Consider the following 16,564-nt stretch of genomic DNA (forward strand, 5'->3'; position numbering starts at 1 on the left):
AGTGGCGGAAGTGAGGGAGTCGAGCGACGCGCACGACGGCGCCGATGAGCCGCCCCGTACGCACGCCGCCGGCACCGGACGCGCACGGAGCGGGCGTCCGACCATGGCGGATGTGGCCCGGGCCGCCGGGATCTCCACCGCGCTGGTCTCCATCGTCATCCGCGGCGTGCCGGGGGCCAGCGACGCCACCCGCAGGCGGGTGCTGCAGATCGCCGACGAACTGGGATACGTTCCCGACCAGCGCGCCCAGAAGCTCCGGCAGTCCCGCTCACGGGTGCTCGGTGTCGTCTTCGAGCTCCAACAGCCCTTCCACGGCGATCTCGTGGAGCACATCTACGCCGCCGCGGCGCGGCACGGCTACGAAGCGATGATCAGCGCGGTGGCCCCCAGTCGCAGCGAGTCCACCGCGGTCAACGCGCTGCTGCGGGAACGGTGCGAGGCCGCGATCCTGCTGGGCAGCGGCCTGGCGGTCGAGGAGCTCGCACGCCTGGCCCGGCGGCTGCCGACTCTCCTCGTCGCCCGCCGGGCCGACCTGCCGGGCGTCGGTGCCGTCCGCAGCGACGACACGGCGGGCATCGGTCTTGCCGTCGACCACCTCGTCGCCCTCGGCCACCGGCGGATCGCGCACATCGACGGCGCCGGCGCCCCGGGCAGTTCCGACCGTCGCCTCGGCTTCCTGCAGGCCATGGCCCGCCACGGACTGCAGGACTCCGCCGACGTACTCGCCGGCGGCCTCACCGAGAACGCCGGGGCGGAAGGCGCGCGCTATCTGCTGGACCGCCCGGTGCCACCCACGGCCGTGATCGCCTTCAACGACCGCTGTGCCACCGGCGTCCTGGACGTACTCGCACGTCGGGGCCGTGATGTGCCCGGCGATATCTCCGTGGTCGGTTACGACGACTCGCGGCTGGCGAAGATTCCGCACGTACAGATGACCACCGTCTCGCAGCACGCCGGCCGCATGGCGGACGCCGCGGTGGCCGCCGCGCTGGATCTCATCGCGGGCCGCACGCCGGAGGAAGCCGTACTCACGCCCCGGCTGGTCGAACGGGCCACCACCGGCCCGGCGCCTCGCTGAATCCCGGCATCGACACCCCGCCGTCAAAAGAGTTCGAGATAGTTCGAGCTAATGTCTTGACATGCTCTAGAACGTACTAGTTCCCTAGCGGCATTCCTTCCTGCCACCGGCAGCGCGCGGAACGCACCCTCCTCCGCACGCGCCATCTTCTGCGCTGCCCGCGGGAGAGCCGTCATCAAGCGATCGCCGGGACGGGCGTTCGCTGAGAGGAGCACCCATGCCGAGCGCCTCGAACACCGGCCTCGCCGACACCGCCCCGGCCGCATCGCCACAGCCACCCATCAAGGGGAGGCGGTCGATGTCGGCCATTGCCGCCGTCGCGACGCTGGGCGGGCTGACCTTCGGATACGACACGGGCGTCATCGCCGGCGCACTGCCCTTCATGGCCGAACCGGGCCGCGAAGGGGGCCTGGGCCTGACCCCCGTGACGGAGGGTGTCGTCACCGCATCACTGCTGGTCGGCGCCGCGGCCGGCGCCGCCTTCGGCGGCCGCCTCTCCGACCGCTACGGACGCCGCCACAACATCCTCACCCTGGCCTTCGTCTTCATCGTCGGCGCATTGGGCACCGCCCTTGCGCCGGGCATCGAGGTCATGGTGGCAGCCCGGGTCGTCCTCGGCATGGCCGTGGGCGCGGCCTCCACCACCGTCCCGGTCTACCTCGCCGAGATCGCCCCCGCCCACTCCCGGGGCCGCTTGGTCGCCGTCGACCAACTCATGATCGTCACCGGACAGCTCATCGCCTACAGCTCCAACGCCGCGCTGGCCGCCGCCTACGGTGGCGAGCAGACCTGGCGCTGGATGCTGGCACTCGCCACCGTGCCCTCCACCCTGCTCTACCTCGGCATGCTGTTCATGCCGGAGACCCCCCGCTGGTACGTCTCCAAGGAACGCTTCGCCGACGCCCGCCGCACCCTGCTCCGCATTCGCGATGCCGACACCGTCGATGCCGAACTCGCCCAGATGAAAGGGGCCATCGACCAGGAGAAGCAGGCCGCCCGCGCCGGCGGCGGCCGGGCCGAGCTGGCCGTGCCGTGGGTACGCCGGGTGTTCCTGATCGGGCTCGGTCTGGCCGTCATCCAGCAGGTCACCGGCATCAACACCATCATGTACTTCGCCCCGACCACCCTCCGGCAGACCGGGCTCGGCTCCCAGGCCGCTCTCACCGCCACCATCGCCGTCGGAGTCGTGGCCGTCACCGCCTCCACCGCCAGCCTCTACCTCATCGGCAAGGTCGGACGCCGACCGCTCCTGCTCACCGGTCAGCTCGGCATCGTCGCCTCGCTCATCGCCATCGGCCTGGCCTTCTCCCTCCACACCGAACCCGGCACCGAAGCCGCCACCTGGCGCAGTTACCTCATCCTGGCCTGCATGCTCGCCTTCCTGGTTTTCCAGCAGGCGGCCGTCTCCCCGGTGACCTGGGTGATGCTCTCCGAGATCTTCCCCCTGGCCCTCCGCGGGTTCGGCATGGGCACGGCCGTCCTGCTGCTCTGGCTCGTCAACGCCCTGGTCACCTTCACCTTCCCCATCCTCCTGGCCGGCGTCGGCGGCACCACAACCTTCCTGATCTTCGCCGCCGTCAACGTCGTCGCCGTGGCAACAGCCGCCAGGACCATCCCCGAAACCCGCAACCGCACGCTGGAACAGATCGAGACACACTTCCGCAGCCGCCGAGCCCCTGCCCCGACCGGCTGACCTTCGGATACCCGGCGATCCAGCCGGTCGCGCCCGCCAGGCCCAGTTCGAGCAGTACGTCGTCGGCGCCAACCAGGAGGGCGAGGCCGGGCGCCAACTCGCTGATCCGGTACGCCCGTCGGACGTCCCCGGTGAACTCCTTGACCCCGACGATCGTGCCCTCCTGGTACAGCTCGGCGAGCAGCTCGGGCGTCAGGTCGACCTTGGTGTCGATCGGGTTGTTGTACGCGACGACCGGCAGCCCCACCTTGGCGACCTCGCGGTAGTGCGCGACGACGGCGGCCCGCTCGGCGCGGAAGGCGTTGGGCGGCAGCAGCAGGAGGGAGTGGGCGCCGGCCTCGGCGGCCTGCTCCGCCCAGCGGCAGGCCTCGAGGGAGCCGTACGCGGCCACCCCCGGCATGACGCCGAAGCCGTCGGGCGCCGCCTGCACCGCGGTCTGCACGACACGGGCCAAGTCTCCTTGCGGAACGTGAGGCGGTGGCGGTGGGCCGGGCGGTACACGGTCACTTGGCTCAGTGGGGCGTCATTGGTGTGTCATCCATTTTTCGAGGCCTGACGCGTCCAACGGCAGCGCGTCGGACAGGACTTCGGAGCCCTCGGGGGTGACCAGGATGTCGTCCTCGATGCGTACGCCGATGCCGCGCAGGTCCGGTGGGACGGTCAGGTCGTGCGCGTGGAAGTACAGGCCGGGCTCGACCGTGAGCACCATCCCCGGGGCCATCGCGGCGCCTTGGTACGCGTCGTCGCCGGCCCGCGCGCAGTCGTGCACGTCGAGCCCCAGATGGTGGCCGATGCCGCACACCAGATAGCGGCGGTGGTGCTGCCCGGCGTCGGACAGCGCCTCGTCGACGGAGACCGGCAGCAGCCCCCAGTCGGCAAGGCCGTGCGCGATCACCTCCATGCATGCGTGGTGGAAGTCGGTGAACCGGCGGCCGGGCCCCACCGCGGCGAGCCCGGCCCGGTGCGCCTTCTCCACCAGGTCGTGCACCTGCCGCTGGGCGGCCGAGAAGCGCCCCGAGGCGGGGAACGTGCGGGTGACGTCGGCCGTGTAGTGGCTGTCGACCTCGACTCCCATGTCCAGCAGGAGGAGTTCGTCCGGCAGGACCGGTCCGTCGCAGCGCACCCAGTGCAGGGTCGGGGCGTGTGTGCCGCTGCCGACGATCGACGCGTAGCCGGGACCGTTGCCGTACGCGCGGGCGTAGCGGTCGAAGGTGCCCTGCAGCCAGCGTTCGCCCGGGCCCTCGATCGCGGTGGGGATCTCCCGGACGACCGCGGCGAAGCCCTCGACGGTGCGGTCCACGGCCCGCCGCAACTGACCGACCTCCCATGCGTCCTTGTACATGCGCAGCTGCGCCAGGGTCCGGCCGACCTCCTCGTCGACCGTCACCTCGTCAGTGAGTTCGGACAGCGGCCGCACCTCGATGCCCAGGGCCCGGGCCCAGTCGTCGAGGCCGGGCGCGGCCCCGACCCACAGCTCGCCGTACCGGGCGTCCCGCCAGAAGTCCTGCTCGCCGGGGTGGGCGGGCGGCGGCATGTACAGCGTGGCGTCGCCGGAGCGCACCACCACGACCGCGTTCTCGATCGCGCAGCCCGTCACCCAGAAGAAGTCACTGTCCGGGCGGAAGTCGTACGCCGTGTCGTTGCTGCGCACGGGTGCCTCACCGGCCGCCAGCACGACGGTCGAGCCGGGGAGCGCCTCGGCGAGCCGGGCCCGGTGTGCCGCGGCCGCCTCGGCCGCTCCGGGGACGACGTGCGGTGTCCGGTCGGGGGTGTCCCAGCCGGTGCCCATGTAGGTGGTGAACGCGGGGATCTCGGTGAGTTTCGGGGGCCTGCCGTCACGCATCGGTGACTCCTCCTCCTGCGTCGCGCATCAGCTCGGTGAGGCGGGCGAAGACGCGCGCGTCGCGGATGCCGTCGTGTTCGTACTCGTTGGTGATCCAGGTGTGGACGTTGCCGACCCGGGCGGCCGTGTCGAGCTGCAGATACGCGTCCACGTACATGTCGTCGTGGTAGACGGCGGCGACGACCGGAACGTCGTTGGCGGCCAGCCGGTCCAGGTCGTAGAGCGGCGGCCACTTGTCGCGGGCGGCCAGGAGCTCGACCGCCCCGCGGAAGGGCCGCAGCTCCGCGATCTCCTCGAACATCCAGGGATAGATCATCTCCCCGGTGAACAGCAGCGGCCTGGCGTCCTCGGCGAAGTGCGGATGCCGGGCCCGCTCGCTCTGCGCCGCCCACGCGGTGGCGCCCGCGCCGTGCCCGTAGAGGCTTTCCTGCAGCACCGCGAACAGCGGGTTGTCGCTGTACGACGTGCGGGCGAGCACCTGATGCAGGAAGGTCGCCGAGAGCTCGTCACCGTCCCCGGCCTCGGTGAACGCCTCGTCGAGCAGCCAGTGCAGGCGCTCATGGCCCGGCTGCATCCCGAGGTCGATGCCGAGCGACTGCAGCCGACGGACCGTCAGGACATCGCCGTCGGGCAGCCGTACGTCCCCCGCGGACAGCCGGTCGGCGATCCGGCCGACGTGGGCGACGTGCCGCGGGTAGCGCCGGTAGAACGCCTCGTTCTTCGCCCGCACCCGCGGATACGTGCGCCGGTACACCTCGGCGGCCGACGGATCGAGGGACGGCAGACCGCCCGTAACGTAGCAGGCGCTGAGCGCCTCCGGTGCCTGCGACAGATACGTCAGCGTCAGGAAGCCGCCGTACGACTGCCCGAGCGTGGACCAGCGCCGGCCGCCGTAGACGGTGCGCCGCAGGTGCTCGTGGTCCGCCACGATCGAGTCGGCCCGGAAGCACGCGAGGAAGTCCGCGCCCTCTCGCGCGCTCGCGAACGCGCTGATCCGGCGGCCGTCGATCCGGGTGCTGCGACCGGTGCCGCGCTGGTCGACGAGGACCACCCGGTGCGTCTTGAGCGCCTCGCCGAGCCAGCCGCCGGTGTCGAGCGGGCGCGGTCCCTTTCCGCCCGGACCGCCCTGGAGGTAGACGAGGCACGGCAGGTCGTCGTGCGACCGGGACGGGTCGGTGATGTCCCGGGCGAAGAGCCGGATCGTGCCGCGGGCCGGGTCGGTCCAGTCGAGCGGGACGTCGAGGACGTGCTCGCGCACCCGCATGCCGGGGATCGTGTAAGTGACGGTGTCGGTCATGCGGTGGCAGCCCTCCTCCTGCGGTCCCACTCCGGATCGATGCGGGGGATCGCGGCCAGCAGCGTCCGCGTGTACGGATCGCGTGGATCGCCGAAGACCTGGGCGCACGGCCCCTGTTCGACGATCTTCCCCTGGCTCATCACGGCCACCCGCTGGGCGATGTTCCGGACCACGGCCAGGTCGTGGGCGATGAAGAGACAGCTGAAGCCGCTCTCGCGCCGCAGCCGCAGCAGGAGTTCGATGACCTGCGCCTGGACGGACACGTCGAGGGCGGAGACCGCCTCGTCGCAGATCACCAGCTTCGGCTGGACGGCGAGGGCCCGCGCGATGCCGATGCGCTGGGCCTGACCGCCGGAGAACTGCGCCGGATAGCGCTGCGAGTGGTCCGGCTCGAGACCGACCCGCTCCATCAGCTCCTTGGTGTACGCGCGCCGGCCGCCGGGCGGCGGGATCCGCTGGTAGTCGAGCGGCGCCATCAGGATCCGCTCGACGGTGTGCCGGGGATTGAGCGAGGAGAACGGGTCCTGGAAGACGACCTGCACGTCGGAGCGGTACCGGGCGAGCCGCGCCCCCGTGGCCCGGGTGACGTCCTCCCCGTCGAACTCCACGGTGCCCGAGCTGGGTTGCATGAGCTTGGCGACGATCCGCGCGGTGGTGGACTTGCCGCTGCCGGACTCACCGACCACGGCGAGCGTCTCGCCGGAGCGCACGTCGAAGCTGACGCCGTCCACCGCGGTGAACTCGCTCTTGCGGCCGAACGGGCCCGCGGTCGTGAACCGCTTGGTGAGGTCGCGGGCGCTGAGCAGCACATCACTCACAGGACCACCTCGTCGGACGCGTCGGACGTGTCGGCCGGGAGCGTGGCGGGCGGCTCGGCCGGGAGCTCGTCGGTGATCCGTGGAATGCTGTCGAGCAGCTGGTGCGTGTACGCGTGCCGGGGCGCGGAGAAGACCTGCTCCGCCGTGTCGTACTCGAGCTGCTCGCCCTCGCGCATCACGAGGACCCGCGTCGCGATCGAACTGATCACGGCGAGGTCGTGGGTGATGAAGACCATCCCGGTGTGCGTCTGCCGCTGCAGGTCGGCGAGCAGGCGCAGGATCTGGGCCTGCACGGTCACGTCCAGGGCCGTCGTCGGTTCGTCCGCGATGAGCAGCGCGGGCGAACACACCAGAGCCATCGCGATCATGACGCGCTGGCGCTGTCCGCCGGAGAACTGGTGGGGGTAGTAGCCCGCCCGCCGCTCCGGGTCGGGGATGCCGACGTGGTCGAGGGCCTCGACGACGACCGCCCGGGCCGCCTTCCGCTTGCCGCCCCGGTGGGCCCGGTACATCTCCTCGATCTGCAGGCCGACCGTGTAGTACGGGTTCAGCGAGGACAGCGGGTCCTGGAAGACCATGGAGACCCGCTCGCCCCGCACTCGGCGCATCTCGCGGTCCGTGCGGCCGAGCAGTTCCTCGCCGTCGAGGCGGATGCTGCCCCGGGTGATGGCGCCCGGCGGCAGCAGACCCATCACGGCGAGGCTGGTCATCGACTTGCCCGAGCCGGACTCGCCGACGATGCCGACGGTCTCGTCCCGGCCGACCGCGAACGACACGTCCTTGACGACGTCCACCGGGCCGCGCGTGGTCGGCAGGGTCACGGTGAGGTCCTCCACCACAAGGAGCTCGCTCATCGGATCCTCACTCTCGGGTCGAGTCCGGTGTAGACGAGGTCGACCACCACGTTGCCGACCACCACGAAGAAGGCCGCGAGGAGGGTGACCGCCATGATCACCGGCTGGTCGTTCTTGGCGATCGAGTCGGCGGCCATCTTGCCGACGCCGTTGAGGCCGAAGACGGTCTCGGTGATCAGCGCGCCGCCCAGCAGCGCGGCGAAGTCCATGCCGAAGATCGTGGTGATGGGGGTGAGCGCGGGCCGCAGGGCGTGCCGCCGCATCGTGAGCAGGGGAGGCAGCCCCTTGGAGCGGGCGGTGCGCATGAAGTTCTCGGCCAGGGTGTCGATGACGTTGGCCCGCGTCAGCCGCGAGTACAGGCAGGCGTAGCCGGTGGCGAGCACGATCCACGGCATCAGATACGACTCGAACCACCGCACGGGATCGTCGCCGAACGCCACGGCGGACGGGAACGGCAGCCATTGCAGCTGGACGACCAGGACGTACTGCAGGGCCAGCGCGAGCACGTAGTTGGGGATGCTGGCGCCGCCCAGCGACAGGTTCATCACGGACCTGTCCCACCAGGTGCCCTCCTTGACCGCGCCGAGCAGACCCGCGGTGACACCCGCGAGCAGCCACAGCACCGCGGCGCCGATGGCGACGGTGGCGCTGACCGGCAGCCGGCTCACGACCATGTCCCACACGGCCTGATTGGTCTGGAACGAGTAGCCGAGACAGGGCGCGGGGCAGTGCACGAGGTTCGCGCCCGACCCGTAGTCCCGGCCGGTGAACAGGCCGCCCAGGAAGTCCCCGAACTGGGTGAGGAAGGGCTGGTCGATCCCGAGGACCGAGCGGATCTGGTCGACGCGTTCGGGCGTGCAGGTCTTGCCGCAGATCATCAGCGCCGGCTCGGGCGACAGCTTGAAGAAGATGAGGAACGTGAACAGGCAGACCATGAACAGGATCAGCACGAGCCCGGCGATCCGGCCTGCGAGATAGCGGGCCATCAGGAGGCCTCCCCGGCGTCGGTAGCGGCCCGGATGCGGTCGCCGAGCACGGTCAGGGAGAGCACGGTCAGGAAGAGGAAGAGACCGGGTATCGCGAAGTACAGCGGATCCACCGCGTACCAGCTGACCGAACTCGAGATCATCTGGCCCCACGACGGGGTCGGCGGGCTGACGCCCACGCCGAGGAAGGACAGGCCGGCCTCGGTGCCGATGTATCCGGGCACGGCGAGCGTCGTCATCACGATGAGCGAACTGCGCAGGTTCGGCAGGATCTCCTTGAACACCAGCGCGCGGGTGGAGGCGCCCGAGGCGCGGGCCGCCTCCACGAAGTCCCGGTTCACCAGCGTCAGCGTCTGGCCGCGCACCACCCGTGCCAGATACGGCCAGCCGAAGACGCTGATCACGACGACGAGCAGGTACGACCTGTTGCCTGCGGGCAGCGACGACAGGATGGCGATCATGAAGATGAGCGCGGGGAACGCCATCAGGAAGTCCATGACCCGCGAGACGACCTGGTCGACCCAGCCGCCGTAGAAGCCGGCGAGCATCCCGAGCACCACCCCGAGCAGGGTGGTGAGCACGGTGGCCGACGCGGCGATCAGGAACGACACGCGCGCGCCGTACGCGATCCGGGCCAGCACGTCGCGGCCGTTGAGCGGTTCGACGCCGAGCAGATGGTCGGCGCTGATCCCGCCGAACGACCCCTTGGGCGTCCCGCCCGTGTCGACGTCGACGGCGGACGTGTCGAACGTGGTCGGCCCGTGGCCGGTGAGGGCGGAGAGCAGCGGGGCGCAGAGGGCCATCAGCAGCATCAGCGCGATGAATCCGGCGCTGAGCAGGGCGGCCCGGTCGTGCAACAGCGCGCCCATGATCCGGCGGCCCGCGGTGACGGGCGCGGGATCGGCCTTCGCGTCCCGCGCGGTGGCGGTGGCGATCGTCATGAGCGGCCTACTTCTCCGGGTCCTTGAGGCCGACCGAGACGAGGTCGATGCCGCCGGTGTACGCGTCCGACCGATAGGCGCCCGCGACGTTGGCGCCCGGCACGAAGAGGTACTTCTCGTAGGCGAGCGGCACGATCGGGGCCTGCGCCATGATCTGCTTGTCGAGCTCGCCGTACGCCTTGTTGGCGGCACTCACGTCCTTCATGGCCGCGATCTCGTCCATGCGCTTGTTGATCGCGGCGTTGTCGATCTGCGAGATGTTCGTGTTCGCGGTCGGGGTGATGTTGCGGCCGTCGAACAGCGGGGGCAGGAAGGTCGCGCCCGAAGGCCAGTCGGGACACCAGCCGGTCAGGGCCAGATCGTGCTGCTTCGATGTGCTGCCGATGACCTCGTAGAACGTCGAGGTGTCGATGTTGTTGATCTTCACCTTGATGTTCAGCGGCTTGAGCGCCTCCTGGATGGCGACCGAGATCGCCTGCTGTTGGGCCACCGGGCGGGTGTCCAGGGTGAGGGAGAACCCGCCGGAAAGACCCGCCTCGGCGAGCAGCTTCTTGGCCTTGGTCCTGCTGTGCGGGTAGCGGTCGTAGTCGGTGCGGCCGAGCATCTGCGGCGGCTGGATCGCGGTCCCCTTGGCGGCGAGCTGCTTGCCGCCCATCGCGGCGACGACCGAGCCCTTGTCGACGGCGTACGCGATGGCCTGACGCACCCTCAGGTCGGACAGGTGCTTGCGCGTGGTGTTCATGCCCAGGTACGTGGTGCAGCCGTTGGGCCCTGACAGGGTGCGCGCCTTCAACTGCGGCGTCTGCACGCGGGAGAGGGCCGCCGGCTGGATGCTCGCGGCGATGGCGTCGGCGTCCGCGCCCTGACCGGCGAGCATGCGCTCGTCGATGGTGGCGGCGTCGAGACCGAAGGTCCACTCGAAGGCGTCCGGCTTCGCCGCGCGGACCTTGTCCGTCGACGCCTTCCACTGCGGGTTGCGGACCAACTTGAGCGACGAGCCCTGGGTGTGGCTCGCCACCTTGTACGGGCCGGAGGCGATCGGCTTGGTGTCGAAGGCGTGCCCCGCGCCGGTCCCCTTGGGGAACGGGGTGAAGTTCGGCATGGTCAGCGCGCTCGGGAAGTCCGCGAAGGACTTCTTGAGGTGGAAGACGACCGTCCTGGAGTCCGGCGTCTCGATCGCGTCGAGGCCTCCGGACCGGTACGGCCCCTTGTAATCGGCGGGCGCCTTGATGAGCTGCTTCGGATACGGGGAGCCGCCCATCTCCGGGTCCCAGGCCCGCTCGATGCCGAACTTCACGGACGCGCTGTCGATGGGGGAGCCGTCCTCGAACTTCAGCCCGTCCTTGAGGTGGTACGTCCAGGTCTTGCCGTCGTCGGACGGGGTGCCCAGGTCGGTCGCCAGGTCCGGGACGACCTTGGTGCCCTTGGCACCGGGTCCGGCCCCGAAGGTGGTCAGGCCGCGGTAGATGAGCCGGTAGAAGTTGTTGACCCCGCCGTCGAACCCGAGCCCGGGATCGAGGTGGGAGAAGTCCGAGTTGGCCAGGAAGCGCACGGTGCCACCGGTGGCCGGCTTCCCGCCCCCGGGTCCGGCACCGGCGGACGAGGCGTTCGGCCCGCCGCCGCAGGCGGCCAGCATCAGCGTGCTGAGTACGGTCACGCCGGTGAGCGCGGTGGATCTCCTCATGGAGCATTCCTTCGGTCGACGATCTCGATGACTGTGCTTGTCTCGACGGCTGTGCTTATCTCGACGGATGTGGTCATCTCGACGGATGCGGTCAACGGGTCCTGACCCATACGCGCATGGCCTCGGCCCTGCGGTTGCCTCACAGGAAGTAGGGGACGAGAGTCACGGGAACCGTCAATGGCGGTTCGGAGGCGAGGAGTTGGCCGGTGATCTCCGGATACAGTTCCGGCGGCGCGGTGGGCGCGACGTCCGCCGTGACCCGGACGGCGACCTTTCCCGGCAGTCCCTCCGGCGCGGGCGCGAGTTCGGCGACGGCCAGCCGGTCGGCCGGGAGAACGAGGTCGTCCACCGGGGCGGGAGCGTCCTGCTGCTCGACGCAGTGGACGAGCGGACCGCGGGCGACGGCCACCGCGCCACGGGTCGCGTCCAGGTGCGGATGCGAGGCGTGGCCGCGTACCGGCATCGGCAGACGCAGCCGGAGCGTGTCGCCCTGGGCCCACTCCCGTTCGACGGTCAGCCAGCCGTCCTCGGCGGTGACGGGTTCGCCGTCGAGCGTGACGCCGCTGGCCCAGCCGGGGATCCGCAGGCTGATCGCGTAGGGGCGGCCGGGGGCGCGCTCGACGGTGAGGCGCACGTCGCCGTCCCACGGGTAGTCCGTGGTGACGCTCACCGCGAGGGCGTCCGTCTCGATGCACGCCTCGGCGTACTGGGCGACGAGCAGAGTGTCCGGGCGCTCGGCGGCCACGTAGTCGCCCAGCTGCGCCATCCACCGCACGATGTTGGGCGGGCAGCAGGGGCAGCCGAACCACGACCGGCGCAGCGCCGCACCGCCGGTCTCGGCGCCGCTGCGCTGCTCGTGGTCGGGGCGGCGCTGGAGCGGATTGTCGTAGAAGAACGCCGTCCCGTCGGCGGACAGGCCCACGGCGTAGGCGTTGAAGAGCACGCGCTCGAAGACGTCGAGGTACTTCGCGCCGCCGGTGGCGAGGAACATCCGCCAGGCCCACTGCATCAGGGCGATGGCCGCGCACGTCTCGCTGTACGAGCGCTCGGACGGCAGCTCGTACCGGTCGCCGATGGCCTCGTCGGAGTGCCGGCTGCCGAGCCCGCCCGTGAGGTAGAGCTTGGTGGCGACCATGTCGTCCCAGAGCCTGTCCAGAGTCTCGAACATGGTTCGGTCACCGGTCTCCAAAAAAAGGTCGGTCGCGCCGGCGGCCAGATACGCCATGCGGACCGCGTGCCCGGTGACCGTGGGGAGGTCGCGGAAGGGCAGGTGGTCCTGGAAGTACTCGGGCGGAAAGATGCTGTGCCGGAGGTTCCCGTGCCCGCGGCGGTCCACGAACAGGCGGGCTTGGGTGAGGTAGTCGCGGTTGCCGGTCTCCCGGTACAGCTCGACCAGGGCCATCTCCACCTCGGGGTGCCCGCAGATGCCCGCTTCGCCGCCCTCGCCGAAGCGGCGCACGACGAGGTCGGCGAAGCGCACGGCCACGGCGAGGAGTCGGTCGTCGCCCATACGGCGACGGGCCGCGACGGCGGCCTGGATCAGATGGCCGAGGTTGTAGAGCTCGTGCCCCCAGGCCAGGTCCTCCCAGGGCTTCTTGGTCGCCGCGGCGTCCTGGAGGAACGAGTTGAGGTAGCCGTCCTCGGCCTGGACCTGTTCGAGGAGGCCGACGACCTCGTCGAAGAACTCCCGGACGCCGGCGTCCGTCCGGCCCGCGCCGATCTCGTACGCCAGACCCTCCAGGGTCTTGTACAGGTCGGTGTCGAGGAACGGGTAACGCCCGCGATAGGGCGGAGGCTCCTCGGCCAGGAGGCGGCTCAGGTTGTCGAGATTTCCGGCCGCGCGCAGCTGCTCGATGGTGTGCGGAATCGTCGACCGCACATTGCGGTCCTGCCAGTGCCGGAGCAGTCCGCCCGTCAGGTGCACGGAGGAGAGCGGGGCAACGGCCCCCGCCTCGGTCCGTACGGCTCCCGCTCGGCCCCCTGAACGTGCTCTGGCCTGCTCCGGTGTCATGGGCTGCCCTCCAGTGATATGTGGCATTGCACTGTGCAATAGCACTGCGGTGCTGGGCTGACCTTAGGGGTGCGGTTCGAAGGACGGCAATGGTTGTTCCGTGGAATTTACGTGGGCGGTGGGAGGCGGAAGAAGTGGCTGGGGCGCCGGAGGGCCGGGCGCCGTGTGGAGCTGTGAACCTCTTGGCCGAGTAGGAGGAATGTGACATAGTACCGGCGTGACTAAGCAACTGACCTGCGATGTTGGGTCGTTGGGGCCGGAATGACGGGCGCCGCTTGTGCCCTGCACGCGGCCCGGGCCGGCCTGCGCGTCGCCCTGGTGGACTGCGGCCCGGTGGCCGGCGGCACGACCGGCGCGGGCGAGGGCAGGCATCGGAGGCTCGGCGCTCGCGCCTGGATACTGGTGGCACATCACATGGCATGGAAGGAAACCCGATGACCGCCCAGCGCACCAGCGCCAAGACCGCAGGCCCTGCTCTGCCCACCCTCGGGGGGACGCGGAGCAGCTACCGCGAGCGTGTTCTGGACGCGCTGCGCGCCGCGCTGATCGCCGGTGAACTGCGCCCGGGCGAGGTCTACTCCGCACCCGGACTCGCCGCGCGCTTCGGCGTCTCCGCGACGCCCGTGCGCGAGGCCATGCTCGACCTGACCAAGGAAGGCCTGGTCGACACGGTGCCCAACAAGGGCTTCCGGGTCACCGCCGTCTCCGACCAGCAGCTGGACGAGTACACGCACATCCGCGCCCTGATCGAGATCCCGACCACCGTCGGGCTCGCCTCCACGGCGGATCCCGACGCGCTGGAGGCGCTGCGGCCCATCGCCGACGAGATCGTGACCGCCGCGGCCGCCGGCGACCTCATCGCGTATGTCGAGGCGGACCTGCGGTTCCATCTCGGCCTGCTCGCCCTCGCGGGCAACGCGCACCTCGTCGAGGTCGTCAGCGATCTGCGCAGGCGATCCCGGCTGTACGGCCTCACGGCTCTCGTGGAGGAGGAGAAGTTGCAGGCCTCCGCCGAGGAACACGTGGAGATCCTCGACGCGCTGCTCTCCCGCGACGAGTCGGCCGTGCTTGAAGTGATGACCCGTCACATCGGCCACATCCGCGGGCTCTGGGCCGAGTAGCGACGGTAGCTCGGGGCACGGACCGATGGTCGCCGTGCCCCGCCCGCCGTGCGCCGCCGGGCTACGGCTCCATGTCGGCGCGTGCGGCCGCTGCCAGCACCGCGCCCCGTTCGGCGGGGGTGAGCCGGCCCGCCGCCTGCCACTCGTCCGCGACCGCCCGCACGGTGCGCAGGAACGCCGCCCGGTCCCGGAACGGTGCCTGCGCCCAGAGCCGGTCCAGGTACGTCGTCCCTTCGCCGTCCGCCCGGTTCGGCACCTCGGAGTCGGCCTTGCGGAAGGCGATGACCGGCTCAGAGCGGCGGAAGCAGGCGTGATACGCGGTCTCGTCGCCGATGTGGAAAGGGGCGAGGGTGCGGTCGTGTGTGGTGAAGTGCCCCGCTTCCCGTCCCTGCCGCACGACCGCCGACAGGTCGCCGTCGAGGGTGAGGTGCCGGTAGAAGGAGTACTCCAGCAGCTCGGTCGCCCGGTCCTGTGTCACCAGCAGCACCGGCCCGTGGAAGAGTGACTGCACCGTCGGGTCGTCGGGTGCGGCCTCGGTGCGCAGCGCGTACGGCATGCGGACGCGCACTACGTCCCCGGGCTTCCAGTTCCGGCGCAGGCTCGCATACGTCCCGGGGCGGGCGTCGAGGTCCTGGCGCACGCCGTTGACAGCGACGGAGAAGCCGCGGGTGGCCCAGTGCGGCACGCGCAGCTTCAGTTCCAGTGGGCCGCTGCCCTTGCGCACGGTCAGCACGCGGTCGCCTTCGTACGGGAAGTCGCTCTGCTGCGTGAGGACGAAGCCCTTCTCGGCCCAGTCCAGGGTGGCGGCGATGTACAGGTTGACGTACAGCGTCTCCCCGTCGGCGGAGCGGAGGAAGACCGTCTCCTGGTACTTGGTGTGGTTCTCCATCCCGGTGCCGCCGCAGCAGGTGCCGGTGTTGTCGAAGTCGCGGGTGACGCCGGGGCCCATCCCGATGAAGTAGGTGACTTCCGGGCTGTGGGTGGACGGCTGGTCCCGGCGGGAGGCGAGGATCTGGTTGGTCAGCGCCCGCTCGTAGTAGTCCATGTACGCGGGGTCGGGCTCGTGGAAGAAGAGGTATCGGCTGAGCTTCAGCATGTTGTACGCGGCGCACGTCTCGGCGTTCTTGGCATCGAGGGTGGCGGCGATCGCGTCGCGGGCGCGGAACATCTCGCTCTGCCCGGTACCGCCCAGCGCGTACGTGCGGGGTCCGACGACCATGCCCCAGAAGTTTCGCGCCGCCTTGAGGTATTCGGCGTCGCCGGTCTCGTCGTACAGCCTGACGTAGCCCGAGAATTGGGGGATGTGCTGGTTGGCGTGCTTGCCGTCGAGAATGTCGCGGTTCTCGGCGCAGGCGGCGAGCAGCGCGGTGTTGTCGAAGAGCCGGGCGGCGGCCAGGTGCTCGGGCTTGCCGGTCACGGTGGCCAGGTCGGTGAGGACCTCGTTCATCCCGCCGTACTCGCCCGCGATGTAGATCGCCCACATCTTCTCCAGCTGCTCGCGCGGCAGCCGGCTCAGCCGGCTGTGCACCCAGTCGCCCATGCCGGAGACGATCCGCAGCGCCTCCTGGCTGCCGCCGAGCACGTGGGCGTCGAGCAGCCCCCGCATGATCTTGTGGCAGGTGTAGTAGGGCGCCCAGATGGTGGGGTACTTGGTGTAGCTCTCCAGCAGGATGAACTGGGTCTCCGGGTACGCCGCCAGGTAGCCGGGGTGGCTCGGCGGGTCGTCGGAGGCGGCGAGGGCCGCCTGGCACTCGCCGAGGGCGGAGACAAGGTGGTCGAGCTTTTCCTTCAGCGCCGGCTCGCGGGTGCCGGCGTACGCCTGGGCGACGAAGGTGAGGAAGTGGCCGGCGTAGTGTCCGCGGAGGTTGCCGTCGGCGGTCTCCCAGCCGCCGGGCGGGTGGGCGCCGTACGTGTCGAGCCCGGCGTTGGCGCGGAACACCGCGAGGATCCGGTCGGCGGGGTAGGCGCGGGCGTATCTCAGCATCAGGTCGCGCTTGGCCTGGAAGACGCCGTCGCGGAGGGAGACTTGGTCGAGCCGGAAGGGGGTGACCCGCCAGGTCGCCGGGACGGGGAGCGGGTTCGCGGCGGTCCCGGCGGAGGCTCCGGCGGAGGCGGTGGCCGAGGCGGTGGCGGTCCAGGTGAGCTGTGGCAGCGCGGCAGCACTGGCCGCTGCGAGACTCAGCACTGTACGGCGTGACGGTGATCCGGTCATGGTGGTGCCTCTTTCGTTCAGTCGGT

Annotated in this window: 12 protein-coding genes and 2 pseudogenes; 4 read left to right on the plus strand and 10 right to left on the minus strand. The window is 70.6% G+C overall.

Features of this window, described 5'->3' with window-relative positions; all coding sequences use genetic code 11:
* Nucleotides 1-10 precede the first annotated feature (10 nt).
* Together ABT381_RS00790 and ABT381_RS00795 are read left to right on the plus strand one after the other, a co-directional pair.
* Complete coding sequence (locus ABT381_RS00790) at nt 11-1,078, plus strand: LacI family DNA-binding transcriptional regulator (protein WP_351586098.1); 1,068 nt, start codon at nt 11-13, stop codon at nt 1,076-1,078.
* A 217-nt stretch (nt 1,079-1,295) separates the two neighbouring features.
* Complete coding sequence (locus tag ABT381_RS00795) at nt 1,296-2,771, plus strand: sugar porter family MFS transporter (protein WP_351586100.1); 1,476 nt, start codon at nt 1,296-1,298, stop codon at nt 2,769-2,771.
* Nucleotides 2,772-2,775: 4 nt separating this feature from the next.
* On the opposite strand, the pseudogene ABT381_RS00800 reads toward ABT381_RS00795, so the two are convergent.
* The 9 genes and pseudogenes from ABT381_RS00800 to ABT381_RS00840 form a co-directional block, all read right to left on the minus strand.
* Nucleotides 2,776-3,222: pseudogene (locus ABT381_RS00800) on the minus strand (dihydrodipicolinate synthase family protein); the annotation flags it as partial.
* Between the two features lie 72 nt (nt 3,223-3,294).
* Complete coding sequence (locus tag ABT381_RS00805; protein ID WP_351586102.1) at nt 3,295-4,614, minus strand: aminopeptidase P family protein; 1,320 nt, start codon at nt 4,612-4,614, stop codon at nt 3,295-3,297.
* Nucleotides 4,607-5,911 carry an alpha/beta fold hydrolase gene (locus ABT381_RS00810; protein ID WP_351586104.1) on the minus strand — a complete coding sequence of 435 codons (1,305 nt, stop codon included), beginning with the start codon at nt 5,909-5,911 and terminating at the stop codon, nt 4,607-4,609. Before ABT381_RS00810 ends, ABT381_RS00805 begins: the two co-directional genes overlap by 8 nt.
* Nucleotides 5,908-6,729: an ATP-binding cassette domain-containing protein gene (locus tag ABT381_RS00815; protein WP_351586106.1), complete on the minus strand. Its 822-nt coding sequence runs from the start codon at nt 6,727-6,729 to the stop codon at nt 5,908-5,910. Before ABT381_RS00815 ends, ABT381_RS00810 begins: the two co-directional genes overlap by 4 nt.
* A complete protein-coding gene (locus ABT381_RS00820) occupies nt 6,726-7,583 on the minus strand; it encodes an ABC transporter ATP-binding protein (protein ID WP_351586108.1) in 858 nt (285 codons plus the stop codon). Before ABT381_RS00820 ends, ABT381_RS00815 begins: the two co-directional genes overlap by 4 nt.
* Entirely contained in the window at nt 7,580-8,569 is a 990-nt protein-coding gene (locus ABT381_RS00825) for an ABC transporter permease (RefSeq protein ID WP_351586110.1), read from the minus strand. Before ABT381_RS00825 ends, ABT381_RS00820 begins: the two co-directional genes overlap by 4 nt.
* Entirely contained in the window at nt 8,569-9,510 is a 942-nt protein-coding gene (locus ABT381_RS00830; RefSeq protein ID WP_351586112.1) for an ABC transporter permease, read from the minus strand. The genes ABT381_RS00825 and ABT381_RS00830 overlap by 1 nt, the downstream gene beginning before the upstream one ends.
* A 7-nt stretch (nt 9,511-9,517) precedes the next feature.
* The gene (locus ABT381_RS00835; RefSeq protein ID WP_351586114.1) at nt 9,518-11,194 is read right to left on the minus strand and encodes an ABC transporter substrate-binding protein; all 1,677 of its coding nucleotides are present in this window, start codon (nt 11,192-11,194) and stop codon (nt 9,518-9,520) included.
* A gap of 139 nt (nt 11,195-11,333) precedes the next feature.
* Nucleotides 11,334-13,118, minus strand: a complete 1,785-nt coding sequence (locus ABT381_RS00840; protein ID WP_351586116.1) for a glycoside hydrolase family 127 protein — start codon at nt 13,116-13,118, stop codon at nt 11,334-11,336.
* Between the two features lie 304 nt (nt 13,119-13,422).
* Between ABT381_RS00840 and ABT381_RS00845 the strand changes: the two are divergent.
* Together ABT381_RS00845 and ABT381_RS00850 are read left to right on the plus strand one after the other, a co-directional pair.
* Nucleotides 13,423-13,571: pseudogene (locus tag ABT381_RS00845) on the plus strand (FAD-dependent oxidoreductase); the annotation flags it as partial.
* Nucleotides 13,572-13,639: 68 nt separating this feature from the next.
* A complete protein-coding gene (locus ABT381_RS00850; RefSeq protein WP_351586118.1) occupies nt 13,640-14,326 on the plus strand; it encodes a GntR family transcriptional regulator in 687 nt (228 codons plus the stop codon).
* Nucleotides 14,327-14,387: 61 nt separating this feature from the next.
* Here the strand turns inward: ABT381_RS00850 and ABT381_RS00855 are convergent, their stop codons facing one another.
* Nucleotides 14,388-16,538, minus strand: a complete 2,151-nt coding sequence (locus tag ABT381_RS00855) for a glycoside hydrolase family 127 protein (protein WP_351586120.1) — start codon at nt 16,536-16,538, stop codon at nt 14,388-14,390.
* Nucleotides 16,539-16,564 lie beyond the last annotated feature (26 nt).

It is taken from the genome of Streptomyces sp. NPDC000151 (assembly GCF_040301705.1).
GTDB lineage: Bacteria > Actinomycetota > Actinomycetes > Streptomycetales > Streptomycetaceae > Streptomyces.

Excerpts from the sequence above, each read along its gene's own strand:
- ABT381_RS00850 (WP_351586118.1), top strand. The coding sequence starts at position 13,640 with ATGACCGCCCAGCGCACCAGCGCCAAGACCGCAGGCCCTGCTCTGCCC.
- ABT381_RS00810 (WP_351586104.1), bottom strand. The coding sequence starts at position 5,911 with ATGACCGACACCGTCACTTACACGATCCCCGGCATGCGGGTGCGCGAG.
- ABT381_RS00830 (WP_351586112.1), bottom strand. The coding sequence starts at position 9,510 with ATGACGATCGCCACCGCCACCGCGCGGGACGCGAAGGCCGATCCCGCG.
- ABT381_RS00805 (WP_351586102.1), bottom strand. The coding sequence starts at position 4,614 with ATGCGTGACGGCAGGCCCCCGAAACTCACCGAGATCCCCGCGTTCACC.
- ABT381_RS00795 (WP_351586100.1), top strand. The coding sequence starts at position 1,296 with ATGCCGAGCGCCTCGAACACCGGCCTCGCCGACACCGCCCCGGCCGCA.
- ABT381_RS00855 (WP_351586120.1), bottom strand. The coding sequence starts at position 16,538 with ATGACCGGATCACCGTCACGCCGTACAGTGCTGAGTCTCGCAGCGGCC.
- ABT381_RS00835 (WP_351586114.1), bottom strand. The coding sequence starts at position 11,194 with ATGAGGAGATCCACCGCGCTCACCGGCGTGACCGTACTCAGCACGCTG.
- ABT381_RS00825 (WP_351586110.1), bottom strand. The coding sequence starts at position 8,569 with ATGGCCCGCTATCTCGCAGGCCGGATCGCCGGGCTCGTGCTGATCCTG.
- ABT381_RS00820 (WP_351586108.1), bottom strand. The coding sequence starts at position 7,583 with ATGAGCGAGCTCCTTGTGGTGGAGGACCTCACCGTGACCCTGCCGACC.